Here is a 24,391-nt window from a genome sequence, read left to right as displayed (position 1 = left end):
GAAGCCAACACAATCCCGCAGTAACTACAGAAGCGCCCCGCCGCGCTCGCGGATCAGCTCGATCAACGCCCGCAACCCCGCCGGTACGTGTCGGCGGCCCGGGTAGTACAGCGACAGACCATCGAGCGCTGGTGTCCAGTCCCGCAGGACCGGGACCAGAGTCCCCGCCGCCACATCGGCCGCCGCGTTCCACTGCGAGATAAAGGCCAGTCCCAGCCCGGCCCGCGCGGCCTCCAGGACCAGGCCCGGCTCATCCAGGGTCAGCACGCCCGGCACATCCACCTCCAGGCTCTGGCCGTGGCGCGAGAATTCCCAATGGTAGATCCGGCCGCTCGGCATGCGCAGGCGAATGCAACGATGCTGGTACAGATCGGTCGGTGTCTGCGGCAGCGGATGCCGCGCCAGATAGTCCGGGCTGCCCAGCACCAGCAGGCGCAACGGCAGACCCAGGGGAACGGCGATCATGTCCTGGGGCACACTCTCGTGCAGGCGAATGCCGGCATCGAAACCTTGCGCCACGATATCGATCAGCTTGCTCTCGGTGACGATATCCACATTCATCTGCGGATAACGCCGCATGTATTCGATGAACAACGCCATCGCCTGGTTCGCCGCCCCCACCGACGTGTTGATGCGCAACGTCCCGCTGGGCACACCGGCATGGCTGCCGGCCTGCTCCATGGCCTGACGGATGGTCGACAGTGCCGGCGAGATGCGCTCGACGAACTGCGTCCCGGCCTCGGACAAGGCCACGCTGCGGGTCGTGCGGTTGAACAGGCGGGTGCCGAGCCGCCCCTCCAGCGCCGACACCGCATGGCTCAATGCCGAGGTCGACACGTCCAGGTCGGCGGCCGCCGCGCGAAAACTGCGGTGCCGGGCCACCGCCAGCACCGCTTCCAGTTCACTGAGCCCTGATGTGCGCATTATCCCAAATCACTCACCAAGTCATGCCGATTTATCCCACTTATCAGGCCAATGCTAGTCGCTTACCGTATTCGACACCACCCGAACACGCTTTGGAGCCGCCATGCAACGCATTGACCAGATCTACATCAACGGCACGTTTGTCACCCCCCATGGCCAGGAATGGTTCGACCTGTTCAACCCGAGCACCGCCCGGGTCATCGGCCAGGTCCGTCTCGCCGACGAGCACGACGCCGATGCCGCCATCGCGGCCGCCAAGGCGGCCTTTCCGGCCTTCTCCCGCACCGGCAGGACCGAGCGTGTCGCCCTGCTGCTGCGCATGCATGCCGCCATCGCCGCCCGTGAAGAACAACTCAACGAGGCGATCATCGAAGAGTACGGTGCCCCTGCCTCGCGCTCGCTGTGGATGGCCCGGCACGCGGCGAGCGTGCTGCAGGAGGCGGCCCGGGTCCTGCAGGACTATGACTTCATCCGCCAGGCCGGCAGTGCCCAGGTGAGCATGCAACCGCTCGGGGTCGCCGGCCTGATCACCCCGTGGAACAGCAACGCCGGCTTCATCTGCGGCAAGCTCGCCGCCGCCATCGCCGCCGGCTGCACGGCGGTGATCAAGCCCAGTGAAATGAGTGCCCTGCAGACCCGCATCGTCAGCGAGGCGCTGCATGAGGCCGGCCTACCGCCCGGAGTCTTCAACATCGTCACCGGGCGCGGCGAAACCGTTGGTGCGCGGCTCAGCAGCCACCCGGACGTGGCGAAGATTTCCTTTACCGGCTCGACCGCCGTCGGCAAGCACATCCTGCGCTCGGCCGCCGACAGCCTGAAACGGGTCACCCTGGAGCTGGGCGGCAAGTCACCGGTGCTGATCCTAGACGATGCCGACTTCGACCAGGCCATCCCCCTGGCCCTGCAGGCCGGCTTCATGAACAGCGGCCAGGCCTGCATCGCCGGCACCCGGATCCTGGTACCGGAGCAACGCCTGGCCGAGGCCGAGGCGGCCGTGCTCAAGGCCATTGCCGGGATCCGTAGCGGCGATCCGCGGTCGGCGGACACCAGCATCGGGCCGATGGTCAGCGAGAAGCAGTGGCAGCGGGTGCAGCGTTACATCCGCATCGGCCTCGACAGCGGCGCGCGCCTGCTGAGCGGTGGCGAAGGCCTGCCCGAAGGTCTGGAAGCCGGCTGGTTCGTCCGGCCGACGGTGTTCAGCGCGGTGACCAACGACATGACCATTGCCCGCGAGGAAATCTTCGGGCCGGTGCTGTCGATCATCACTTACCGTGACGAGGAGGATGCCCTTCGTATCGCCAACGACACGCCCTACGGCCTGCAGGCCTATGTGCTGGGCCACGATATCGAACGGGCCCGCAAGGTTGCAGAACGGATCGAGGCCGGGCGCGTGCTGATCAATACCCTGGCCCACGAGCCGAAGGCTCCGTTCGGTGGGTTCAAGCAATCGGGGATTGGCCGCGAGTACGGTACCTATGGCATGGAAGCCTTTCTCGAACCCAAGGCGCTGCTCGGGCTGCCTGCCTGAAATGCGATCCCTGCGGGAGCGTGGCTTGCCCGCGAACAGGTACTCAAGCCTTGCGCAACACCCGGGAATCGCCCACAAGGACCAGGTGGCAATCAGAATCAACTGACAGGCTTGCCCCGGCGGTCCCTCGGCGTTAGGTTGGCCGACATTCACTGGCCAACGGGCGGAGAGCCGCATGTCCAACGTCGTACTGGTGTTGACGGAGACCGTCACCGAATACCTGCCGATCATCGAGCGCCATGGCTTCGAACTGATCCTCGCGCCCACCAGCGCCCTGCGCGCCGAAGCCATCGCCACCCAGGGCGCACGCATCAACGCCGTGCTGACCCGCGGCCCGCTCGGCCTGTTCGCCGATGAAATCGCCGCCCTGCCACTGCTGGAGATCATCTGCGCGATCGGCGCCGGCTATGAAAAGGTCGACCTGCACGCGGCCAGGCAACGCGGCATCGTCGTGACCAACGGCGCCGGCGCCAATGCCTCGTCGGTAGCCGATCATGCCCTGGCCCTGCTGCTGTCGCTGGTCCGTGATATACCCAGGGCCGACGCCTCGGTACGTCGCGGCGAATGGCGCAAGCTGATGCGCCCGTCACTGGCCGGCAAGCGCCTGGGTATCCTCGGCATGGGCGCCGTGGGCCTGGAAATTGCCCAGCGGGCCGCACGGGGTTTCGGCATGGCGGTGAGCTACCACAATCGTCGTCAGCGCGAGGCTATCGAATATGCCTACTGTGCAACGCCAGTCGAGCTGGCTGCCGCCTCGGACTTCCTGATCGTCGCCACGCCAGGCGGTGCCGCGACCAACGGCCTGATCGGCCGAAAGGAACTCGATGCCCTCGGGCCGGACGGTTTCCTCGTCAACATCGCCCGCGCCAGCGTGGTGCTCACCGACGAACTGGTCGCCGCCCTGCAGCAGGAGCGGATCGCCGGTGCGGCGCTGGATGTCTTCGACGACGAGCCGAACGTGCCGGACGTGCTCAAGGGCTTGCCCAATGTGGTGTTGACACCCCACGTCGCCGGCCTGTCGCCGGAGGCTTCGCAGGCGACGGTCAGCCTGGTGGCGCAGAATCTGCTGGCCTATTTCTCTGGCCAGCCGGTCCTTACACCCGTTGCCCTGCCCGAGTGATCGCCCCCCTTTCCCAACGCCCCAAGATCATTCCCGGCGATGGTGTCACCGTCCATGCCAGCACCGAGGACGGCTGGGCCCAAGTCATGTACGTTGCCCGGAACGGTGAGGATTTTACCGGCTGGATCGAGGAAGACCGCCTCAAGCTCGGCGATCACCTGGGTGGCAACCTGGAGCCGGATGACGCCCCTGAGCAGTAAGTCTGCCCTCGGTCTGAACTTCCGTCGAGCCATACCGGTCAGCTCAGTGAGTGCCGCCACGCTGCGCACTCAACCAAGCCTGTTCCTCGACCCGGAGTCCCGCGGCCATGACCGAGCGTTCCAACGAACCCCAGAGCCCAATCGAAGCCCACGGCATCATCGGCGACAGGGGCAGCGCCGCGCTGGTCAACGACCGTGGCAGCGTCGATTTCTTCTGCTGGCCGGCCTTCGACAGCCCGGCGATCTTCTGTGCCCTGCTGGACACGCCCGACGCCGGGATCTTCCAACTGGCCCCGGACCTGCCCGACGCACGCCGCGAGCAAATTTACCTGCCCGACACCAATATCCTGCGTACCCGCTGGCTGAGCGCCCAGGCGGTGGTGGAGATCACCGACCTGCTGCCGGTCAGCGATGACCAGGACGACCTGCCGCTGCTGATCCGCTGTGTGCGGGTGGTCAGCGGCCAGGCGACGTTCCACCTGCGCTGCGCGGTCCGCCATGACTACGCCCGCGCCGCCACCACCGCCCGCCCCGACGGCAACGATGTCTGCTTCGATGCACCGGGCCAGCCGAGCCTGCGCCTGTGCGCCGACCAACCCTTGCAGGTGGAACGCAATGCCGCCGTCGCCAGCTTCCAACTGGGCCAGGGCCAGGAAGCCGAATTCCTTCTCGGCGCCCTCGACGACCCACGGGTCCGGCTCGGCGACAGCCAACTGGCCCTGCAGCACACCCTGACGTTCTGGCGGCACTGGATCGGCCGCTCCACCTACCGTGGCCGTTGGCGCGAAGCGGTCAACCGTTCGGCCCTGGCCCTCAAGCTGCTGACCTCGCGCAAGCACGGCGCGATCCTCGCCGCCGCGACCTTCGGCCTGCCGGAAAGCCGCGGCGGCCAACGCAACTGGGACTATCGCTACACCTGGATCCGCGATGCCTCGTTCACCATCTACGCCTTCATGCGCCTGGGCTATGTCGAGGAGGCCAACGACTTCATGCGCTGGTTGCGCGGGCGTGTCGGCGACGGCTGCGAGCAAGCCATCAAACTCAATATCCTTTACGCCATCGACGGCACCCGGCAGTTGCCCGAAATCGAGCTGACGCACCTGTCCGGCTACGGCGACGCGCGCCCGGTACGCATCGGCAACCAGGCCTGGGAGCAGGTCCAGCTGGATATCTTCGGTGAGCTGATGGATGCGGTGTACCTGACCAACAAGTACGGCGAAGCGATTTCCCACCAGGACTGGCTGCGTGTCGGCCAGCTCATCGACCACGTCTGCGCCAACTGGAACAAGCCCGATGTCGGCATCTGGGAGATGCGGGGCGGCCCGCACCACTTCCTCCATTCGCGACTGATGTGCTGGGTGGCCCTGGACCGCGCCATCCGCCTGGCCTCCAAGCGTTCGCTGCCGGCGCCGTTCGCCCGCTGGGACCAGGCCCGCCAGGCCATCCACAACGATATCTGGAACAACTTCTGGAATGCCGAACGCGGACATTTCGTCCAGCACATCGGCGGCACCGGCCTGGACGGCTCGATGCTGCTGATGCCGCTGGTACGCTTCGTCGGCGCCACCGACCCGCACTGGCTGGCAACCCTGGACGCCATCGAGAAAAGCCTGGTACGCGACGGCCTGGTGTACCGCTACCGCAACGACGACCACCCCATCGACGGCCTGCCGGGCAACGAAGGCGCCTTCGCCGCCTGCTCGTTCTGGTACGTCGAGTGCCTGGCCCGCGCCGGCCGCGTGGAGCAGGCGCACCTGGAGTTCGAACAGTTGCTGCGCTACGCCAACCCGCTGGGACTGTATGCCGAGGAATTCGATCCCCAGGCCCGGCACCTGGGCAATACGCCACAGGCCCTGACCCATCTGGCACTGATCAGCGCGGCGTGCTTTCTCGACCGCAAGCTCAGCGGCGACGTCACGCCGTGGCAGCCTTGAGCGGCAAGGCTGGGGGCATTTGTATGAAGTTTGTAACGAAACTGAATATAGTTCATGGCCCGTCGATACACTGGGTTGGAATTCTTTCAATCACCCGACATTCGACAGGACATTTCCCATGGTTTTCTCACCAGAAACCGGGCAGGACGCCAAGGCCGCCAGCCACCTTAACGCTGGGGGTCGGGTATGAGCGTAGGTTCGATCACCGCGTGGGCCACCGAGATGCGCTCGCGGGTCCTCAAGCAGGGTACCGCGGCGGCGGAAAAGGCCGCCAAGCAGAAGGTCAAGACCGACGAGGTGCTCAAGGACATCAAGCCGGACCCGAAGGCACTCGACACGGCCAAGATGGCCAAGGACAAGTTGCAGTCGAAATTCCAGGGCTTCGACCCGAAAGCGGTCACCCCGAGCAGTTGTCCAAATACAGCGACATTCTCAAGGAACAGGGCCTGATCAGTGCCTCCACGGCGAACCTGCTGTCCAGCGCCGGCACGCAGAAAAAGCCGAACGAGAAGTTCAACGCCCTGGACTATTTCGCCAACCAGATCAGCACGCTGCAGAGCGGCCCGAGCAAGAACGAGCCGTTCGCCAACGTCATGATCCCCGAGTACAAGCGGGCGATCAGCGTGATGCTCAACCTGCAACAGTTCGCCAACTCCGGCGCCAGCCTCTCCATCGACACCAAGGCCTGAGGGCCTTGTCTCCATCCGTGGCGCCAGGCGCCACGGGTTGCCTGCCGACAATCCCCCGCAGCTTTCATGTACCCGTCTGCCTTCTCGCGCCGCGCCTGAAGCGCAAATGATCTTTATCTATCAATGCAAATGATTATTATGTAGATTGAAATCCGACCGATTCGCGCAAACTGGAGCACCCGCAAGATGCCAAGCACAATCAACCGGGCTTGGGCCGGAGCCTGCAAGCGTCTAAGCTGGGGACCCCATTCCTTCAGCCTTGGATCGCCGTGTGAAATTCAGCCTGCCGAAAGTTGCCACCGCCCCCTTCTGCCCTTCTGAAGTGAACGGCTCGATCGCAGTCGACAGCGGCGCGCCGTTCTTCAAGCGCGTGCTGCGCTTCGCCGGCCCCGGTTTGCTGGTCTCCATCGGCTACATGGACCCGGGCAACTGGGCCACGGCCATCGAGGCCGGCTCGCGCTATGGCTACAGCCTGCTGTTCGTGGTGCTGCTGGCGAGTCTGGCGGGCATGGCGGTGCAGTGCCTGTGCTCGCGCCTGGGGATCGCCACCGGCCGGGACCTGGCGCAACTGTGTCGGGACCGCTACAGCCCGCGCTCGGCCAAGGCCCAATGGTTGCTCGCGGAAATTTCCATCATCGCCACGGACCTGGCCGAGGTGCTCGGCTGCGCCCTGGCCTTCCACCTGCTGCTGGGCTGCTCGCTGACCTTCGGCATCGTCCTGACGGCTTTCGACACACTGCTGATCCTGGCCTTGCAGAACCGCGGTTTCCGCCGCCTGGAAGCGATCATGCTGGTGCTGGTGGCAACCATCGGCGTGTGCTTCTTCATTGAACTGGTGCTGATCAAGCCCTACTGGCCGCAGGTGTTCGACGGCTTCAAGCCCTCGGTCTCGGCCCTGAGCGAAGCCGCTCCGCTGTACCTGGCCATCGGCATCCTCGGGGCGACCGTGATGCCGCATAACCTCTACCTGCACACCTCCATCGTGCAGACCCGCCTGGTCGGCCGGGACCTCGCCAGTCGCCGCGATGCGGTGCGACTGGCGCGCTTCGACACCATCGGCTCGCTGGCCCTGGCACTGCTGGTGAACGCGGCGATCCTGATCCTCGCGGCGGCAGCCTTCCACCAGTCCGGACACACCGAGGTGGTGGAGATCCAGGACGCCTACCACCTGCTCGATCCGCTGGTGGGCGGCGCCTTCGCCAGTATCCTGTTCGGGATCGCGCTGCTGGCTTCGGGGCAAAGCTCGACCTTCACCGGCACCATTGCCGGGCAGGTGATCATGGAAGGCTACCTGAACCTGAAGATTCCCTGCTGGCAGCGCCGCCTGATCACCCGCGGCCTGGCCCTGATCCCGGCGTTCATCGGCGTCTGGCTGATGGGCGAAGGCGCCGTCGGCAAGTTGCTGGTGCTGAGCCAGGTGGTGCTGAGCCTGCAACTGCCGTTCGCCCTGTACCCGCTGATCCGCATGACCAGCGACGAACGCCTGATGGGCGAATTCGTCAACCGCTGGTACACCCGGGGCCTGGCCTGGCTGCTGTTCGTGGCGATCAGCGCGGCGAACGTGTGGCTGATCGCCCAGGTGTTCAGCGACTGACCGAGCGGCGCGCAGACCTGGTCGGGTCGCTAGCGGTTACACTGTGCTTCCCTTGCTCCCGGGACGATCCATGGATATCGACCTCGCCCGCACCTTTCTCGAAATCGCCCGCTGCGGCAGCCTGGTGGCTGCCGCCGAGAAGCTGCACGTGACCCAGACCGCGATCACCGCCCGGGTGCAGAAACTCGAAAGTCAGCTCGATGCCAGGCTGTTCGTGCGCAACCGCGCCGGCGCCCGGCTGACCGCCGACGGCGAGGCCTTCGTGGTCTACGCCAACCAGCTGGTGCAGACCTGGGATGCCGCCCGCCGCAATCTGCCGCTGCCGGAAGGGTTCAACAACATGCTGCACATCGGTGGCGAAGTCAGCCTGTGCAACCCGCTGATTCTCAGTTGGGCGAAGGCCCTGCGCGAGCACATCCCCACCCACGCCCTGCGCACGGAAATCCGCGACGGCGAGCAGTTGCTGCGCCAGCTCGAACTAGGGGTGCTCGATGCCGCGCTGGTCTATCAGCCCACCTACTGGCCGGGGCTGCAGGTGGAACAGTTGCTGGAGGAAAAGCTGATCCTGGTGCGTCTGGTGGAACAGCCCGACCCTTACGTGTATATCGACTGGGGCGAGAGCTTCCGTCGCCAGCATGACGCCGCCCTGCCGGACAAGGCCCGGGCCGCCGCCAGCTTCAACCTGGGCCCGGTGGCCCTGCAGTTCATCCTGGGCAATGGCGGCTCCGGCTATTTCCGCACCCGCGTGGTCCAGAGCTACCTGGACAGCGGCGTGATGGAGCGGGTGCCCAAGGCGCCGGAGTTCAGCTACCCGACCTACCTGGTGTATGCCCGCGAACGGGACTCGGCCGCTCTGCAGAAGGCCTTCGAGCTGCTGCGCGAAATCGTCAGGGCCGATACCGACTGGTCCCAGCGCTGGGACCCGACGACCTGAACCTCAGGCCGGGCTGACACTGGCACGTCGCCCGTGCCTGGCGAGCACGCTCTGGATGAGCCCCCTCTTGCGCAGGCCTCCCCGCGTCAACGCTCCCACAGGTTTCAGGCGGGTGCGAGATCCTTGTGCGGCACTGCCCCCAGGGTCGCGGCAGCGTCGAAGCGATCCGCCAGAAACGGCGTGATATCCAGCGGCAGTGGCTGCTCATTGACCAGGCGTTCGAGCATCACCCCGGTAATCGCCGAGGTCAGGATCCCGGTACGGAAATGGCCGCAGGCATTGAGGTAGCCCTCGACACCCGCCATCGGTCCGAGGATCGGCAGTTCATCGGGCGAACCCGGACGCAGGCCGGCCCAGCAGCGCTTGAGGTTGATGCCCTGCAGTTGCGGTACGCAGCGCACGGCCCCCTGCACCAGCCCGGCCACTTCCGGGAAGGTGGTGGTCACGTCGAAGCCCTTGTCCTCGGTGGTGCTGCCGATCAGGATCTCGCCGTTGTCCTTCTGCGCCATGTAGCAATCGCTGGTGGTCAGGCAGCCACGCAACAGGCCGGGCATGCGTTCGGTCAGGAGGATCTGCCCCTTGACCGGCTTGACCGGAATTGCGATCCCGGTGGCCTGCCGGCTCAGTTCGGCGGCCCAGGCCCCGGCGGCATTGATCAGCGTGGAGCAATGGAACTCGCCCTCCTCCGCCGTCCTTACACCACTCACGCGGCCGCCGTGGTGCAGCACGTCGGTGACGTTGGTGTTGAAAAACAGATCGACACCATTCTGCCGGGCGCCCTCGGTGTAGGCATCGGCCAGGCGGAACGGGCTGACCTGATGGTCGCAGAGAAACTCCAGCGCGCCTTGCGCCTCGCCACTCACCGCCGGCTCGGCTTCGCGCAGGGCGTCACGGTCCAGCCAGCGCAACTGGTCGGCCAGGTGCGGGATGTGCGAGACGATATGTTCGGCATAGAGCCGATCCTCCTCGTCATAGATCACATACTTAAGGCCGGTGCGTTCGAACTTGCAGTCCATGCCGTGACGTTCGAGCAGTTCGCGATGCAACTGCGGGTACAGCGCATTGGACTGCAGGGCGAAGTCGAAGAACGACTGCGGCAGGATATGCGGGGTGCTGGAGTCCACCGCCACCGCCGCACCATGGGCCTCGCGACGGCGCCGGGCGGACATCATGCGAAAGAAGATCACCCCGCAGCCCAGTCCCACCGATTCGCCGATGGCCCACAGGCCGCCGGCTGATGCGCGGGTCGCGTTGCCCGGGCGCTTGGCATCGATCAGGGCGATCCGCAGGTTCTTCTCACGGGACAGGTGATAGGCGCAGGAAGCACCGATCACCCCACCACCGGCAATCACGACATCGTAGGTTCTGTTCATGGTTCAGGCGTCCTTGCCCAGTTGCTCGAAAGCGGAAAAAGGAATCGGCTCGATAGGAAAACGTGGTCGCAACCAGCCGACGTCGGCACGACCAGTGGCATCACGCAGGCGGTCGCTGCAGTAGCCGACACACATCCGTCCCTGGCAATCGCCCATGCTCACGCGGGTACGCATCTTCAGCGCGGCCATGTCCTGCACGCCCTGGGACAGTGCCAGGTCGATGTCGGCACGGGTGGCGTGTTCACACCGGCAGATCACCGTGTCGGGCCTAGCCAGGTCGATCTGCCGGGTGCCGCGCCGGGTGTAGCGGTCGATACCGGAACGGAACTTGCGGATCTTCGCCAGCCGTTCGAGATAACCCTGGCGCAACGCCAGGGCCGCGTCGGCACCGAGCACATCCCGCTGCATCAGGATGGACACCGCGGCGATCCGTCCGGCCAGCATGGCCGCTTCGCCGCCGCGAATGCCGCCCATGTCGCCGGCCAGGTGAATGTGCGGCTCACTGCTCTGCTGCCAGACATTGGTCTCGGCGCACAGGTAGCCGTCGGCATTGAAGGCGTGGGCCAGGCCCATCTGCTGGCTGAGCTGGGTGCGTGGGATGAAGCCGTAGCCGACGGCCAGGGTCTGGGCTTCGAGCTGATGCGCCCGTGCCAGGTCCGGTTGCCAATCCTCGGAATACGGCGCCAGGGTCACGTGGGTCAGTTCGTCCTGGCCCCGTGCCTCGACCACGCCCCAGCCGTAGTGCATGGGGATGCCGTGCAGCTTCAGGTAGGCCAGCATGCTCAGGCCATCGAGGAACATCTGCGGCTTGTTCAACAGCACCAGGCTTTCCCGGGCAATGCGGCCAAAGGCGCTGGCTTCGTAGATACCCGCCACCGGCACACCCGCGGCATGCAGCTGGCAGGCCACCAGTGGCAGCAACGGCCCGGTGCCGGCAATCACGGTCGCGCCCAACGGCTTGACCACGCCACTCTTGATCTGCAACTGCAGACCGCCAAGCAGCATCACCCCAGGCAGGGTCCAGCCGGGAAACGGCACGTTGCGCTCATGGCAGCCGGAGGCCAGCAGCAGTTGCGGATATTCGACCGGATACAGGCATTCATCGGCATCCAGTGCCATCAGCGTCCGCGCGCCCTCGCCGCCGACGATGCGGGTGTTGAGGCGCACATCGACCCGGTCGGCACAGGTGGCGAATTCACCGTGCAGTTTTTCCAGGGTCGAACTGTAGCGCGCCCCCAGGTAGTCGAGATCGACGCCACTGCGCAGGGGCCCGCGATAGACCACCCCACCCAGGCGCGAGGCTTCTTCGAACAGTACGCTGGACACCCCATGGCGTGCCAGTTCGATGGCAGCCGACATGCCCGCCGGGCCACCGCCGACGATGACTGGAAGCTGGCTCATAGCACCTCCAGCGCGGCAAAGCGGCTGACGCCGGTTTCGATACGCATGCCGGGTTTGACCAGGGTCTGGCAGGCTCGGCGCTTGAGCCGGCCATCGATCGACACCAGGCAGCTCTGGCACACCCCCATGCCGCAGAAGGCACCGGCCACTTGCCCATGGTCATTGCGCGAAACCTGGCGCAGGCCGACCGACTGCAGCACCGAAAGCACGGTCTCGCCTTCTGCCGCGGGCACATCCTGGCCATTGAGGTGGAGGGTCATATCCGCCCGGGGAAGCGGCTGAATATCGTATTTTCGATCCAGGTTCTGCATGTTCTGCATCATCCATGATTGACGTGAGTGGAATGCCACCCTGAGCCCGGCACTTCCTGGCCCGGCCACGACACACATATGGCGCATCGCGGCCACAGAGTGGTGGTTCGCCGCTGCGCGGGGAACCGATGTCCATCACGTTAAGGGGTTGTCCGAGACAAAACCTTGATCCAGGCCAGTAAAGGTGGGGAAAACCCTACCGGCCGTCAGGGCTGCACAGAGGATTGCAGTCCACAGCAAGTCAGTGCCACAAGCAGGGTTGGCACGCGACTGCCGCTTGCAGAGACGGCAGTCGCGGCATCAAAGCGGCCTGAGTATTACTCGGCGACCGCCTGCAGCAACCACTCGCCATCGCGCTCCACGATCAGGCCGCTGGCCAGCAGCAACGGGCGCAGGCGGATATGCAATTCGGGCTTGACGAATTCCCGCACCCGGGACAGGTCCAGCAGGCCCGGCACTTCCAGCTCGGCCTTGAAGAACGACAGCCAGGCTTTCTTCAGCGCCAGCAGTACGTCGCTCGGGGTGGTCCTGGCGAACTGGCGGTTGACCACCTTGCCCAGCTCGAAGGTGTGCTGGAAGGCATAGCCGGTCTCGACGCCCGAATTCTCCACGCAGCGCAGGCACCGGCACGGACCGTCGGCGAACGCCTGGAGCAGGAAGGCGTTGAAGTCCATCACCGGCTTGAGGGAAAGCCGCTTGTCCACCTGAAACAGATCGTCCTGCTGGGCCATGTCCGCCATGCTGATTTCCTCGACTGTGGGCGACCGCCAGTCGCAGCCGCCTGAATTTCGGGCAAAAAAAAACCTGCATCGCTGCAGGTTTTTTCTTCTATCTGGCTCCACAACCTGGACTCGAACCAGGGACCCAATGATTAACAGTCATTTGCTCTACCAACTGAGCTATTGCGGAATGGCGCCTATGTTACTGATATAAAAAGAGAAGTCAACCCCTGGTCGACAACGGCCGGCCCCTGCCCCGCGACGGCCGTGTATCACAGTGTGTCTCTACGGCGTGGCGACACACGTCCTCAAGCATCCAGCGAATGCCGAACACATCCCGGATACATCGATGCGATGAACTATGCCGGTCCCCAGTCACCCACCGCGGGCGGCCTGGCTACCACAACACCGATTCATCCAGGAGGTCATCATCATGAGCATCACCCTTTACGGCTTCAGCGGCAGCACCTACGTCCGTACCGTCAGAATGCTTCTCGCCGAAAAAGGCGCGGACTATCGGCAGGTCCCGGTGGACGTCATCCAGGGCGAGCCCCATCACCCCGAGCACCTGCTGCGCCACCCGTTCGGCAAGGTGCCGGTGATCGAGCATGAAGGCTTCAAGGTGATCGAAACCGGCGCCATCACCCACTACCTGAACGAGGTCCTGCCCGGCCCGTCGCTGCTGCCGGACACCGCCCAGGGGCGCGCCCGCGCCAACATGGCGATCGGTATCTACGACGCCTACGGTTACAACGCCCTGGTGGCGGTGGCCGGTTACCACCTGTTCCCCGACTTCATCGGCGGCAGGAACGAAGCGGCTCGCGAGGCCGGTATCGAGAAAGGGCGCCAGGTGCTGCGCGAGCTGATGAAGATCAGGGGCCGGGACCGCTTCATTGCCGGACCGAACGCCTCCCTGGCGGACTTCTACCTGGTGCCGTTCTGCAGCTACATCTCGCAGACCCCGGACGCCGCGCGGCTGTTCGATATCGAGGGCTTTGCCCAGTGGTGGGAGCAGGTCCAGGCGCTGCCGAGCTTCCAGGCCACCCAGCCCTGACTCCTGCGCCGGGCCCGCTCAAGGAGCAAGCCTCTTGAGTGGGCCCGCCGTTCCAGCGCCTATCGCCGGCAAGCGGAGCGCCGTCCGGCCATCTCCCGCCCGGAGGCCGGGTGGAACACCTGACCGATCTACGACACAACGCCTGCAGGAGCCTGGCTTGCCAGCGAACAGGCCCTCAAGCCTTGCCCAACCCCCGGATTTCCCCCTTCCCACACTCCTGTCCTTTCAGAGAATCCGCTTGCCGGTACGGTCCAGGCGCGGCATCCAGTGGTCGAGGATGTCGGCCGAGACCACGATGTGGTGGGCCCGGCCGATCAGCAGGCGGCGTGGCACGAAGCCGATGTAGCGCGAGTCGGCACTGTTGTCGCGATTGTCCCCCAGCATGAAATAACTGTCCGCCGGCACGGTGATCGGGCCGAAATCCCGGGCTGCCGCGACGCCGTGCAGGAACTGCACCCGACGCACGCTGTTGTCCGACGCCTCGGTCACCGACACGCCAGGAATGTCCACACCCTGACCGCTCGGCTCGGCGATCTCCCGGCTATCGCTGTAGTGCGCTGCCACGCCGTTGACGTACAGCACCTCGTTGCGCATCTCCAGCACATCGCCCGGCACGCCGACCAGCCGCTTGATCAGCCGTATGCCGTCCTTGGGCGAGGTGAACGTCACCACGTCGCCGCGCTGCGGATTGCCCAGCGGGGCCAGGGAGATATCGCTCAGGGGCAGCTTGAGGTCGTAGGCCAGCCGATTGACCAGCACCACATCGCCTTCCAGCAGGGTCGGGCGCATCGAGCCCGAGGGAATCGGATTCCAGTCCGCCATGGACGTGCGGAAGATGCCGAAACACAGGAGAAAGATCAGCAGCCCACGGTTATTGACGATCCAGCGTTTCATGGCGACCTCTGAACAGGATGACGTTGCAGAGGTTCTTGTAGCACCCGGCCCCGGGCCGAGCCAAGCGCCTTGTGCAGCGGATCGTCAGTGTTCAGGATCGGTTCAGGCAAGCCGCCCGCATCGCCCATTGATCGAGCACGCGGGCGACTCCAGACAAACGCCGCCATCGCCCACTCGAGGGCGATGACGGCGACATTGTCCGGCTGGCGGGATCAGGTGCGCCACTTGCCGACATGCACCAGGTCGGCCACCGCCTCGGCAAAGACCCCGGGCGCCTCCTGGGGCAGGTTATGGCCGACACCGGGAACCTGCCGGTGACTGCGCGGGCCGCTTAAACGTGCTGCGGATGCCTGGCCATCGGTGCCGTCGAGGGTGATGGTCGGCACACTGAGCGCCGGCAGCAGCGCGAGTTTCCGCTCGGCCTCGGCGTAGCTCGGATCACCCTCGGCCAGGCCCATGCGATGCCGATAGGAATGGATGACCACATCGACATAATCCGGGTTGTCGAAAGCCTCGGCTGCCCGTTCGAAGCTCGGCTCGTCGAAATGCCAGGTCGGCGAATGGTTGCGCCAGAGAATTCGGGCGATATCGCGACGATGGGCGGCCAACCCGGCGCGGCCGCGTTCGGTCTGGAAGTAGTGCTGGTACCACAGGCCCCATTCGACTTCGGCCGACAACGGGCTGGCAGCCCTGGCGATGTCCTGGATCAGGTAGCCACTGGTCGACACCAGCCCCACGCAGCGGCTCGGCCGCAGCGCCGCCGCGACGCAGGCCGCACGACCGCCCCAGCCGTAGCCGGCCAGTACTGCCTCGGGGATGTGCAGTTCGTTCATCAGGTCCAGCACATCCTGGCCGAGGGCCGCCTGCTGGCCGGAACGCGGCGTCGCGCTGTCGAGGAAACGGGTGCTGCCGTGCCCGCGCAGGTGCGGCACAATCACCCGGAAACCCTGGGCCGCGAGCAGCGGCGCGACTTCGGCATAGCTGTGGATGTCGTAGGGAAATCCGTGCAGCAGGATTACCGGCCGACCGTTTTCCGGCCCGGTCTCGTGGTAACCGATATCCAGCAGGTCGGTACGCACCTGGCGAATGGGCAGGCGCGCCAGCGGCTTGCTCGACGCTCCGGCACGAGGCGCGGCCTGCCCGGTCGACGCCAGCGCCGGGGCCATGTCGGCCAGGCCGATGGCGGCCGCACCGGCGGCGGCGGACAGCAGGAAGCGACGGCGATTGAACAGAGACTCGGACATGAGGCAGTTCCTTGGCAAAGAGAATGGGGTCAGTCGATCGCGACGATCAGTTCGCTGGCGAGCCAGCCGGCCAGCAGCGCACCCGCCCGGGCCACGCCCTCGGACTCGCCGAGACGCTCGACCAGCCACTGGCACAGGCCGGCGAAACTGCCGTTTTCCTGCACTCGCAGCAGCGCCTGGTACTCCAGGGATTCCAGCGGACGCAGGCGCGAGGTGAATTGCCGACGCCAGACGATCACCCCGCCCGGCTCGGCGAGCATTTCGCTCGCAGGCGGCGGCGTCTCCTCGCACAGCGCCGCCCAGATCGGTTCGGCATTGGTGGTCAGCGCATGGCTCCTGAAAGACGGCGTCAGGCACAGCCGCGCCGTGTCCCAGTCGATGCTCGCCAGCGCCTCCAGTGGCAGGGCCTGGGCATCCTCGGCGACGAAGGCATCGTTGAGCGCCGACTCGATCCAGGCCAGCTCATGCACATCGGGATTGTTTGGAAACAGCTCGACCAGGCTGGCATGGAAGCCCTGCGGGTAGGCATCCAGCGTCCAGGCATGGGGTGGCTGCCGGTCGATATGGGTGATCGCCGCAGCGAGAAACGCCTCGTCACCGATCCACCGGCGCACCTGGGGAAATGACTGCTCCAGGCAACCCACCAATTGCGCCCGGTAGTTGTTCTGGTACACCGCCAGGCCGACTTCCAGGCCCTCGCCGAGACGTCCTGCGGCTTCGTCGGACCCGGTCACCAGCCATTGCCGGAACTGCTGTTGCAATTGCGCCAGGTTCATACCGCCCTCCGCAGGCCGCCACGGGCATTCGCCGCGCCGATGGCACGGGCGATATCCAGTTCCGCCAGCAGCTCGGCCAACGGCGGGATATGGTCGTCGCGCTCGATCATGGTCGCGGCGGTGCCGAAGCGCGCCACCGCCTCGGCATACAGCGCCCAGACCGCCTCACAGACCGGGCTGTCATGAGTGTCGATCAGCAGGTGCTCGCCCTGGCTGTGCCCGGCCAGGTGCATCTGGCGCACGCGGTCGGCGGGCAAACCGTCGAGAAAGGCCAGGGCATCGAAACCATGGTTGCTGGCACTGACGAAAACATTGTTGACGTCGAGCAGCAGGCCGCAGCCGGTGCGCTCGGCCATCGCGCCGATGAACTCCCATTCGGTCATCGAGGCACCATCGAAGGCCAGGTAGCTCGACGGATTTTCGAACAGCATGGAACGGCCGAGGGCATCCTGGGCCATGGAAATATTGCGGCAGACGATCTCCAGCGCCTCCTCGGTGTAGGGCACCGGCAGCAGGTCGTGGGCGTTGAAGTGGCCGATACGCGACCAGCTCAGGTGGTCGGAAACGAACAGCGGGTCGATCTCGTCGACCAGTTGCCGCAAACGACGCAGGTAGTCCGGGTTCAGGCCGTCCGCCGAGCCGATGGACATCGACACGCCGTGCAGCACCACCGGATGCCGCTCGCGGACCTGGCGCAGGATGTGCCGGGGCTGGCCGCCTTCGACCATGAAGTTCTCGGAGATGACTTCGACGAAATCGACCGGAACCTCGGTCTCCAGGAAGTCCCGATAGTGTTCCTTGCGCAGGCCCAGGCCGAAGCCCGAGAAAACAGAAGTGGAAACCGACATCGCAGGTACTCGCTTGAGAGGGAAGCTTGGGTATCCGTGTGGATGCGTGGGGCCACAGGAGTAGCCCCACCACCGGCTTGCGCTTACTTCGGCTCGGTCAGGGTGCCGCCGGCCTTCAGGCACTCGCTCGGGGTTTTCACCACGACGCCCTGCCCCTTGCAGCCGTTCAGGCCCTTGCAGTCGTTCTTGGCGGTGGCGCAGAGGCTTTCGCCCTTGCAGCTGTTGACGCCGTAGCAGCGGCCCGGCTGCTCCTTGTCGGCGGCGCTGGCCGAAACGGTGAAGGAAGCGGACGCCAGGGCGATCAGGGCGGCGGCAGTGGCGAGGCTCAGGCGGGAAGCGGTAGTGGTCATGGTGTCTCTCCAGATAAACAGGGTTGTGGGTGAAGCAATGGGGGTCAGTGGACTTACTTGGCGTTCAACGCGGCTTGCTCGATGACTTTCGCCACCGCCTCAGGCTGCGAGATGTACACGGTGTGGCTGGCCTTGATCTCGGTGACCTTGGAACCGGCACGCTTGTACATCCAGCGCTGCAGGTCGGGGTTCAGGGCCTTGTCGTCGGTGGCGACGATTCCGTAGCTCGGTTTCTTGTGCCAGGCGGCCGCCCAGTTCTGCGTACCGAAGGTCGCGGCAGCGGCCGGTACCTGCGAGGCCGCCAGGAAGTCGGTGCGGTTGGTGGTCTGGTCGGCGGCGAAGTCCTCGCCGAACTTGGCCCGGTCGACGAACAGCAGGCCGTCACGGGTGGCGTGGATGTCATTGCTCGGCGACGGCATGGAGCCGAGCAACTGGCCCAGGGTCTCGCCGACCTCCGGTTGCAACCCGGCGACATAGACCAGTGCCTTGACCTTGTCCCGGTCGCCGGCGATACCGATCACCGCACCGCCGGAACTGTGGCCGACCAGCACCACCGGACCGACCTGCTGGTCGAGGATCTCCCGGGTGGCGGCGACATCGGCATCCAGGCTGGTGGCCGGCTGGTGCACCACGGTGACGTGGTAGCCCTTGTGGATCAGGATGTCGTGCACCACCCGCCAGCCGGAGCCGTCGACGAACGAGCCATGGACGATGACGATGTTCCTGGCACCCGCCGGTGCGGCCGGCTCGGCGGCGGCACTGGCGAACATCGGTGCCGCCAGGGCCAGGGCGCTGAAGGCCAGGATGGGTAACTTGCGCATGCTGCATCTCCTCAAGCCGTCATGGCTTGATGTTGTGGTTGAAAATCTTCAGTTCGAGAGGGCGTCGGACGGCGGGTCAGTTCGAGCCGCGGCGCAACAGCCCATCCAGCGACCACTTGCCGCCGCCGTAGGCGATCAGGGGCAACAACAATCCGGCCCAGGTCAGGTGCGTCGGCCACGCGTCGGGGTAGACGAACACCTCGATCACCGCCGTCATGCCCAGCAGGGCCAGCGCCGCCGGCCGGGTCAGCAACCCCAGCACCAGCAGGATCGGGAACAGGTGCTCGGCATAGGTCGCCAGGTGAGCCGCCAACTCGGGCGAAATCAGCGGCAACGCATACTCCGAACGGAACAGCACGTAGGTCGTCGGTTTGATCGTCAGCAGGCCTTCGACCTTGGTTCGTCCCGACAGGAAGAACACCGAAGCGATCCCGACCCGGGCCACCAGCAGCAACAGGGACTCGGGCAACAGCCGGCCGAGGCCGGCGGTCACCGCCCCGGCACTGCGGCTCATGGTTGCTCCGTCAGGGAACCGAAGCCCTTGGGTGTCTTGATCTGGGTGCAGGTGCCCTTGTCCACCAGGACCCAGGCGTTGCCCTGGTAGTCGGTCTTGGCGGTGCCCGCGCAGGACGTACCGGCACCGGCGGCGCAATCGTTCTGACCGGCCTTGGACACGCCGTAGCATTTTTCCTTGGGGGCCTGGTCATCGGCGGCATGGGCCCCGACCGCGAAGGCGCTGAGGGAAATGGCGAGGGTGGCGGCGAGGGCGGCGTATTTGCTCTTCATGGTGTTCTCCTTGATCAACGATGGGGTGAGCGAATCAGCGGCTCAAGCGGCTGCGCTGTTCGACAGGCAAAGTTAATCGCGGGCGTGTATCCCCTCTGTGTCGCACAACCGGCCAGGGCGTCGCCGGATGTATCAGTCAGCAGTGCGTACACACTGTGATACACAGCCGCGCGGCAGCCGGATCATTCGTTGGCGAATCAGCGGGTTCGGGAGAGCAGACGAGAGATCGTCATACAAGCGTCATATTGGAGCGATAGCGTTGTGCCTTCACTTTGCCCGGCGATTCCCAGCATGCGTGCAGAAAGCTTCTCCTTCATGCGTCCACAACGCTCCCGAGATCACCGTTGTGCCGGAGATCTCTGCCTGCAGATGCCGGCGATCGACGCCAGCAGCACCAACGCCCTGGTGATGGAAACCTTCAGTTCGCAGAAGGAGGTGGCCTGCCTGGCAGTGGTGGAAGAGGCACGGCCCATCGGCCTGATCAATCGCAACATCTTCCTGTCGATGATGAGCAAGCCGTTCCACCGCGAGCTGTACGACAAGAAGAGCTGCATCGCCTTCATGGACAAGGAGCCGCTGATCGTCGACGCCGGCATGAGCATCGAGGAACTGACCTTCAAGACCGTGGAATCCGGGGAAAAGGCCCTCTCCGACGGCTTCATCGTCACCCGCGACGGACGCTTCGCCGGGCTCGGCAGCGGCCTGCAACTGATGGCGGTGGTGGCGGCCATGCAGGCCGAGAAGAACCGCCAGATCATGCAGAGCATCGAGTACGCCAGCGTCATCCAGCGCTCCATGCTGCGCGCCTCGCGGGACACCCTCAAGGCGACCCTGGACGACGCTGTCCTGCTCTGGGAACCCCGGGATGTGGTCGGCGGCGATTTCTACCATTTCTGCGCCTACCCCGATGGCTGGTTCGGCGCGATCGCCGACTGCACCGGCCACGGCGTGCCCGGCGCCTTCATGACCCTGATCGCCTCCTCGTCGCTGACCCAGGCGCTGGCCCGGCTCGGCCCCCGCGACCCCGGTGCACTGCTGGCGGCGGTGAACCGTAGCGTCAAGGAACTGCTCGGCCAGGTGCACAGCAGCGATGGCACACCGGAATCCGATGATGGCCTCGATGCCGCGTTCCTCTGGTTCGACAACGCCAACCAGACCCTGAGCTTTGCCGGCGCGCGCATGGCGCTGCACGTGCTGCCGCCGGCGGCCGAACAGATGGAAACCCTGGCCGGGCAACGGGTCGGCGTCGGCTACGTGGACAGTGCCATCGACTACCAGTGGCCGGTGAACCGCATCGCGCTGGCGCCGGCCAGCCTGGTGTTCATCGCCACCGACGGCCTCACCGACCAGATCGGCGGCCCGCGCAACATCGCCTTCGGCAGGAGCAAGGCCTTCAACACGATACTGGAGCAGCGCAATCAGCCGGCGACCGTGATCGGCGAAGCCCTGCAACGCACGCTGGCCGATTGGCAGGGAGAGCAGGCCCGGCGTGACGACCTCACCCTTTTCTGTGCGCGTCTTGGAAACGAACCATGATCAATTCGAATGCTGCCCACCCCGACTACCACTTCTTCGATCTGGCCCAACAGCGCAACGTGATCTTCTATCACATGGGCTATTTCTCCCACACCATCGTCAGCGCGATGGCCGAGGTGGTCCGGCTGCAGCTGGAAATCTCCGGGGTGAACGGGCCGACGCGGCGCAAGCTGTTCTCGTCCTTCGTCGAACTGTCGCAGAACATCATTCACTACTCCTCCGACTCGCTGCCCGGCGAGCCCGGCGAGGAGTCCGCGCTGCGCCAGGGTGCGGTGTGCATCAGCAGCGAAGGTGACCGCCACCTGATGCTCTGTGCCAACCCCATCGCCAGCGGCGACGTCGAGCGCCTGCGGGAAAAACTCGAGCCGCTGCGCAACATGTCCCTGGAAGAGATCAAGCAGGCCTACAAGGTCACCCTGCGCGCGGAAACCCCGCTGGAAAGCAAGGGCGCGGGCCTGGGTTTCCTGACCATGGCGCGTGATTCGAGCGCACCGCTGGAGTTCGACTTCTACCCAAGGGCAGACGAGCCTGGCACCACGCTGTTCTGCCTCAAAGCAACTATCTGATCAGAGTGACACCATCACCATGGACAATTTCTACATCGAAGCAACCGCCACCTCACCGGAAGTCGACTTTCGTTTCGATCAGAACCTGCTGACGATCAAAGGCGAGTCCTACCCGGAAAATGCCGCCGCCTTCTATGCCCCTGTCCTCCAGCAACTGCGCAGCTACCTCGCCTCCCGCGAGGACACCGTGATCACCACGCACATTGCCCTGGCCTACTTCAACAGCTCCAGCACCAAGATGCTGTTCAGCATCTTCGATGCCCTGGACCAGGCGGCTCAATCGGGCAACGAGATGCAGGTGCACTGGTACCACGACGAGGAAGACGAGACCATTTTCGAGTTCGGCGAAGAACTGAAGGCCGACTTCACCGCGATCGTCTTCAACGACCACGCCACGACCCCCCAATGATTCTCCGACAAGGATGATGAGCATGACCGCTTCAGTCACTCGCGCAGGCGCACAGGCACAGGACGAAGCCGAACCCGACCTGTTCCGCAGCGAAACTGACGCCCTCGAACACGCCCGTTCGATCCTCGCCCTGACTGAGGCCGACGCCCCGGTGTACCGGCAGGCGCTCGCCGACCTCACTGTCCACTTCGAGCGCCTGATGCGCGAGACGCGCCGCCTGATCCGCCGCAGCGACCGTGCCGAGCGCGAGATGAACACGCTCAACGCGCAGTTGCAGACCCTGGCACGCCAGCTCGAGTACCGCGCCACCCATGATGCCCTCACCGGTGTGCTGAACCGCGGCGCGGTCATCGACCTGACCGTGCAAGCCCTGCAGAAAACCGGAGCGGTGATGGTGGTGCTGGACATCGATCACTTCAAGCAGATCAACGACGAGTTCGGCCACCCCGCCGGCGATGCGGTGATCCAGGGCATCGTCGGTTGCCTGCGACAGATCGTCGGCAATGCCGGGTTCATTGGCCGGGTGGGTGGCGAGGAGTTCACCGTGCTGATTCCCGGCGGGACGCTCGAAGCCGGCCTGGAACTGGCCGAAAGCCTGCGCCAGACGGTTGCCACGCACGTCTTCGGGGCGCCGGTGAACCGGCAGATCACCGCCAGTTTCGGCGTCAGCGCCAGCCCCATGGGCACCCGCTTCGATTGCGCCTATGGCCGGGCGGATGCCGCCCTGTACCAGGCCAAGCGCACCGGCAGGAACCGTGTGGAAGCGGCGCGGGCGGACACGCCGCCACCGGCCGGAGCAACGCCCTCCTCCCCCGCCGCCTGATCAGAACACCGAGATCGGGTAATCGGCGATCAGCCGCAGCTCGTTGTTGTTGCCCTCGGCCTGGTCGGCGTTGCCGCGATGGAACGACTGGCGCAGGCGCAGGGACAGGTCCTTGGCCGGACCGCCCTGCACCACGTACTTGGCCTCGACATCGGTTTCATGGTGCTCGCCGTCGGCGCCATAGCCATAGGCCCGGTAGGGGCTGTCCGCCGCCATTTTGGTGCCATCGATGTCATCACCGTGGACATAGCGGGTCATGAAGCTCAGGCCCGGCACGCCATAGCTCTGCATGTTCAGGTCATAGCGCGCCTGCCAGGACTTCTCCCCCGGACCGTTGAAGTCCGAGTACTGCACCGAGTTGGCCAGCAGGATCGAGTCGCCGCCGTCGCCGGGGCCGTTGGTGCCGAAGCCGGCATAGTCGAATGGCGTGTCACCATGCACTTTCTGGTAGGCCAGGGTCACCGTGTGAGCGGTCAGGAAGGTGTAGGCGGTAGCGAAGGAGAACGTGGTGTTGTTGATCGCGCCGGCCTTGGCCTGGCCCTCGTCGAGGGTACGGTAGAGGTTGAAGTCGAAGTTCAGCGACTGCCCCGGCGAGAGCGGCAGGGTGTAGTTGGCGTTGGTGTAGTACTGGCGCCAGATGTCTTCGAACTCGGAGCCGTAGAGGGTGAAGTTCAGGTTGTCGCTGACGCTGTACTTGCCGCCCAGGAAGCTGACCGCGTTGGTCGGGACGTTGGCGTAGGTGGCATACAGATCATGGTCGCGGCTGGTGGTGACCACCCCGGTGCCGCTGGTGAAGTGGCCGGCCTCCAGGTCCAGCCCCTTGATCTCGCTGCTCTGCAGGTCGAAGCCGGTAGCGGTTTCCGGGATCAGCCGGGTGCCGCCGGCGGCGAACACCGGCGCGGTCGGCTGCATGTCGCCATAGCGCAGTTCGGTCTTGGAAACCCGCAGCTTGAGCGCACCGCCGGCCTTGGCATAGTCATCCTCGGGAGAACCATCGCGGCCGATCGGCAGGTTGCCGGTGCCTGCGGTACCCGGGCCGCCATCGAGCTTGATGCCCCAGTAGCCGAAGGCATCCACGCCGAAACCGACGGTGCCCTGGGTGAAGCCGGAGCTGTAGTTGCCGAAGATCCCCTGGGTCCAGTCCTTGAGATCGGATTTGCCATCCTTGCGGTCACGGTCGAAATACTGGTTCTTCAGGTGCAGGTTGAGGCTGCTGTCTTCGACGAAGCCCTTGGCGTCACTCTGGTCGGCGATGGCATCGGCCATCGCGACCTGGGCCAGGCCCAGCGATACCGCCAGCGTAAGCAAGTTGATCTTTACCGACATCGTTATTATCCCCTGGTCAATGAAGTTTCACTCTTTTGTTGAAGCGAACGGCAGCGCGCACGCCGTCATCCGCGCGGAGAGTGGAAACGCGAAACATGGAAAATGGCAGAGAGGCCCGAAGGCCAAGGACAATCTTCAAAAGTACGCAAGCGGGGGATCTGGCCGGGCTTTGTCTGTCGCGCTCCGAAGCACGCCGCTGGGGCGTCCTGGACAGGAACCGGAACATTTCAG

27 protein-coding genes and 1 tRNA gene are annotated in these 24,391 nt (G+C 65.2%); 13 read left to right on the top strand and 15 right to left on the bottom strand.

The window, feature by feature from the left end:
• Positions 1-24: 24 nt before the first annotated feature.
• Positions 25-924, bottom strand: coding sequence for a LysR family transcriptional regulator (locus ACZ5KU_RS10025; protein WP_054059829.1), 900 nt, complete (start codon positions 922-924; stop codon positions 25-27).
• A 103-nt stretch (positions 925-1,027) separates the two neighbouring features.
• Between ACZ5KU_RS10025 and ACZ5KU_RS10020 the strand changes: the two genes are divergently transcribed.
• The 8 genes from ACZ5KU_RS10020 (at position 1,028) to ACZ5KU_RS09985 (ending at position 8,923) form a co-directional block, all read left to right on the top strand.
• A complete protein-coding gene (locus tag ACZ5KU_RS10020; protein WP_054063835.1) occupies positions 1,028-2,452 on the top strand; it encodes an aldehyde dehydrogenase family protein in 1,425 nt (474 codons plus the stop codon).
• A 175-nt stretch (positions 2,453-2,627) separates the two neighbouring features.
• Positions 2,628-3,572, top strand: a complete 945-nt coding sequence (locus tag ACZ5KU_RS10015; RefSeq protein ID WP_464737084.1) for a 2-hydroxyacid dehydrogenase — start codon at positions 2,628-2,630, stop codon at positions 3,570-3,572.
• On the top strand, positions 3,569-3,772 hold the full coding sequence (locus ACZ5KU_RS10010; protein ID WP_204375748.1) for a hypothetical protein: 204 nt from the start codon (positions 3,569-3,571) through the stop codon (positions 3,770-3,772). Before ACZ5KU_RS10015 ends, ACZ5KU_RS10010 begins: the two co-directional genes overlap by 4 nt.
• 107 nt (positions 3,773-3,879) lie before the next feature.
• The gene (locus ACZ5KU_RS10005; protein WP_464737083.1) at positions 3,880-5,706 is read left to right on the top strand and encodes a glycoside hydrolase family 15 protein; all 1,827 of its coding nucleotides are present in this window, start codon (positions 3,880-3,882) and stop codon (positions 5,704-5,706) included.
• A gap of 186 nt (positions 5,707-5,892) precedes the next feature.
• On the top strand, positions 5,893-6,156 hold the full coding sequence (locus ACZ5KU_RS10000) for a hypothetical protein (RefSeq protein WP_464737082.1): 264 nt from the start codon (positions 5,893-5,895) through the stop codon (positions 6,154-6,156).
• Positions 6,117-6,395: a hypothetical protein gene (locus ACZ5KU_RS09995; protein ID WP_464737081.1), complete on the top strand. Its 279-nt coding sequence runs from the start codon at positions 6,117-6,119 to the stop codon at positions 6,393-6,395. Before ACZ5KU_RS10000 ends, ACZ5KU_RS09995 begins: the two co-directional genes overlap by 40 nt.
• 334 nt (positions 6,396-6,729) lie before the next feature.
• The gene (locus ACZ5KU_RS09990; protein ID WP_464737396.1) at positions 6,730-7,989 is read left to right on the top strand and encodes an Nramp family divalent metal transporter; all 1,260 of its coding nucleotides are present in this window, start codon (positions 6,730-6,732) and stop codon (positions 7,987-7,989) included.
• Between the two features lie 70 nt (positions 7,990-8,059).
• Positions 8,060-8,923, top strand: a complete 864-nt coding sequence (locus ACZ5KU_RS09985) for a LysR family transcriptional regulator (RefSeq protein WP_054059835.1) — start codon at positions 8,060-8,062, stop codon at positions 8,921-8,923.
• Positions 8,924-9,027: 104 nt separating this feature from the next.
• Here the strand turns inward: ACZ5KU_RS09985 and hcnC are convergent, their stop codons facing one another.
• The 5 genes from hcnC to ACZ5KU_RS09960 all read right to left on the bottom strand — a co-directional run bounded on the left by hcnC (position 9,028) and on the right by ACZ5KU_RS09960 (position 12,917).
• Positions 9,028-10,296, bottom strand: coding sequence for a cyanide-forming glycine dehydrogenase subunit HcnC (gene hcnC, locus ACZ5KU_RS09980; RefSeq protein WP_054059836.1), 1,269 nt, complete (start codon positions 10,294-10,296; stop codon positions 9,028-9,030).
• Between the two features lie 3 nt (positions 10,297-10,299).
• Entirely contained in the window at positions 10,300-11,697 is a 1,398-nt protein-coding gene (gene hcnB / locus ACZ5KU_RS09975; RefSeq protein WP_054063839.1) for a cyanide-forming glycine dehydrogenase subunit HcnB, read from the bottom strand.
• Positions 11,694-12,008, bottom strand: coding sequence for a cyanide-forming glycine dehydrogenase subunit HcnA (hcnA, locus tag ACZ5KU_RS09970; protein WP_054059842.1), 315 nt, complete (start codon positions 12,006-12,008; stop codon positions 11,694-11,696). The genes hcnB and hcnA overlap by 4 nt, the downstream gene beginning before the upstream one ends.
• A 317-nt stretch (positions 12,009-12,325) precedes the next feature.
• A complete protein-coding gene (locus ACZ5KU_RS09965) occupies positions 12,326-12,748 on the bottom strand; it encodes a hypothetical protein (RefSeq protein ID WP_464737080.1) in 423 nt (140 codons plus the stop codon).
• Positions 12,749-12,841: 93 nt separating this feature from the next.
• Positions 12,842-12,917, bottom strand: a tRNA-Asn gene (locus ACZ5KU_RS09960).
• Positions 12,918-13,160: 243 nt separating this feature from the next.
• On the opposite strand from ACZ5KU_RS09960, the gene ACZ5KU_RS09955 reads away from it, so the two are divergent.
• Complete coding sequence (locus ACZ5KU_RS09955; protein ID WP_054059839.1) at positions 13,161-13,781, top strand: glutathione S-transferase family protein; 621 nt, start codon at positions 13,161-13,163, stop codon at positions 13,779-13,781.
• A 225-nt stretch (positions 13,782-14,006) separates the two neighbouring features.
• Here the strand turns inward: ACZ5KU_RS09955 and lepB are convergent, their stop codons facing one another.
• From lepB to ACZ5KU_RS09915, 8 genes are all read right to left on the bottom strand, one after another.
• Positions 14,007-14,675, bottom strand: a complete 669-nt coding sequence (lepB, locus tag ACZ5KU_RS09950) for a signal peptidase I (RefSeq protein ID WP_054063840.1) — start codon at positions 14,673-14,675, stop codon at positions 14,007-14,009.
• 212 nt (positions 14,676-14,887) lie between these two features.
• Positions 14,888-15,919, bottom strand: a complete 1,032-nt coding sequence (locus ACZ5KU_RS09945; RefSeq protein WP_464737079.1) for an alpha/beta fold hydrolase — start codon at positions 15,917-15,919, stop codon at positions 14,888-14,890.
• A 29-nt stretch (positions 15,920-15,948) separates the two neighbouring features.
• The gene (locus ACZ5KU_RS09940) at positions 15,949-16,695 is read right to left on the bottom strand and encodes an HvfC/BufC family peptide modification chaperone (RefSeq protein WP_464737078.1); all 747 of its coding nucleotides are present in this window, start codon (positions 16,693-16,695) and stop codon (positions 15,949-15,951) included.
• Positions 16,692-17,543 carry an MNIO family bufferin maturase gene (bufB, locus tag ACZ5KU_RS09935; RefSeq protein WP_054057654.1) on the bottom strand — a complete coding sequence of 284 codons (852 nt, stop codon included), beginning with the start codon at positions 17,541-17,543 and terminating at the stop codon, positions 16,692-16,694. The genes ACZ5KU_RS09940 and bufB overlap by 4 nt, the downstream gene beginning before the upstream one ends.
• An 83-nt stretch (positions 17,544-17,626) precedes the next feature.
• Positions 17,627-17,893 carry a BufA2 family periplasmic bufferin-type metallophore gene (gene bufA2, locus ACZ5KU_RS09930; protein ID WP_054057655.1) on the bottom strand — a complete coding sequence of 89 codons (267 nt, stop codon included), beginning with the start codon at positions 17,891-17,893 and terminating at the stop codon, positions 17,627-17,629.
• A 53-nt stretch (positions 17,894-17,946) separates the two neighbouring features.
• Positions 17,947-18,714 carry an alpha/beta fold hydrolase gene (locus ACZ5KU_RS09925; protein ID WP_054057656.1) on the bottom strand — a complete coding sequence of 256 codons (768 nt, stop codon included), beginning with the start codon at positions 18,712-18,714 and terminating at the stop codon, positions 17,947-17,949.
• A 76-nt stretch (positions 18,715-18,790) separates the two neighbouring features.
• Entirely contained in the window at positions 18,791-19,228 is a 438-nt protein-coding gene (locus ACZ5KU_RS09920; RefSeq protein WP_054057657.1) for a DoxX family protein, read from the bottom strand.
• Positions 19,225-19,500 carry a BufA1 family periplasmic bufferin-type metallophore gene (locus tag ACZ5KU_RS09915; RefSeq protein WP_017906588.1) on the bottom strand — a complete coding sequence of 92 codons (276 nt, stop codon included), beginning with the start codon at positions 19,498-19,500 and terminating at the stop codon, positions 19,225-19,227. Before ACZ5KU_RS09915 ends, ACZ5KU_RS09920 begins: the two co-directional genes overlap by 4 nt.
• A 315-nt stretch (positions 19,501-19,815) precedes the next feature.
• Here ACZ5KU_RS09915 and ACZ5KU_RS09910 point away from each other — a divergent pair, with 315 nt between their 5' ends.
• The 4 genes from ACZ5KU_RS09910 to ACZ5KU_RS09895 are packed head-to-tail and all read left to right on the top strand — an operon-like array spanning position 19,816 to position 22,834.
• Positions 19,816-21,036, top strand: a complete 1,221-nt coding sequence (locus ACZ5KU_RS09910; RefSeq protein WP_054057666.1) for a SpoIIE family protein phosphatase — start codon at positions 19,816-19,818, stop codon at positions 21,034-21,036.
• Entirely contained in the window at positions 21,033-21,602 is a 570-nt protein-coding gene (locus ACZ5KU_RS09905) for a SiaB family protein kinase (RefSeq protein ID WP_054057658.1), read from the top strand. The genes ACZ5KU_RS09910 and ACZ5KU_RS09905 overlap by 4 nt, the downstream gene beginning before the upstream one ends.
• Before the next feature lie 19 nt (positions 21,603-21,621).
• Complete coding sequence (locus ACZ5KU_RS09900) at positions 21,622-22,011, top strand: DUF1987 domain-containing protein (RefSeq protein ID WP_054057659.1); 390 nt, start codon at positions 21,622-21,624, stop codon at positions 22,009-22,011.
• A 22-nt stretch (positions 22,012-22,033) separates the two neighbouring features.
• Positions 22,034-22,834 (top strand): GGDEF domain-containing protein, encoded by an 801-nt coding sequence (locus ACZ5KU_RS09895; RefSeq protein WP_054057660.1) that lies wholly within the window; start codon positions 22,034-22,036, stop codon positions 22,832-22,834.
• Here ACZ5KU_RS09895 and ACZ5KU_RS09890 read toward each other — a convergent pair whose 3' ends face one another.
• A complete protein-coding gene (locus ACZ5KU_RS09890) occupies positions 22,835-24,160 on the bottom strand; it encodes an OprD family porin (RefSeq protein ID WP_054063843.1) in 1,326 nt (441 codons plus the stop codon).
• Positions 24,161-24,391: the final 231 nt, after the last annotated feature.

The organism is Pseudomonas sp. Tof1 (assembly GCF_055390395.1).
The sequence above is the reverse complement of the archived record's forward strand: the minus strand, read 5'-3'. Positions and strand labels throughout refer to the sequence as shown.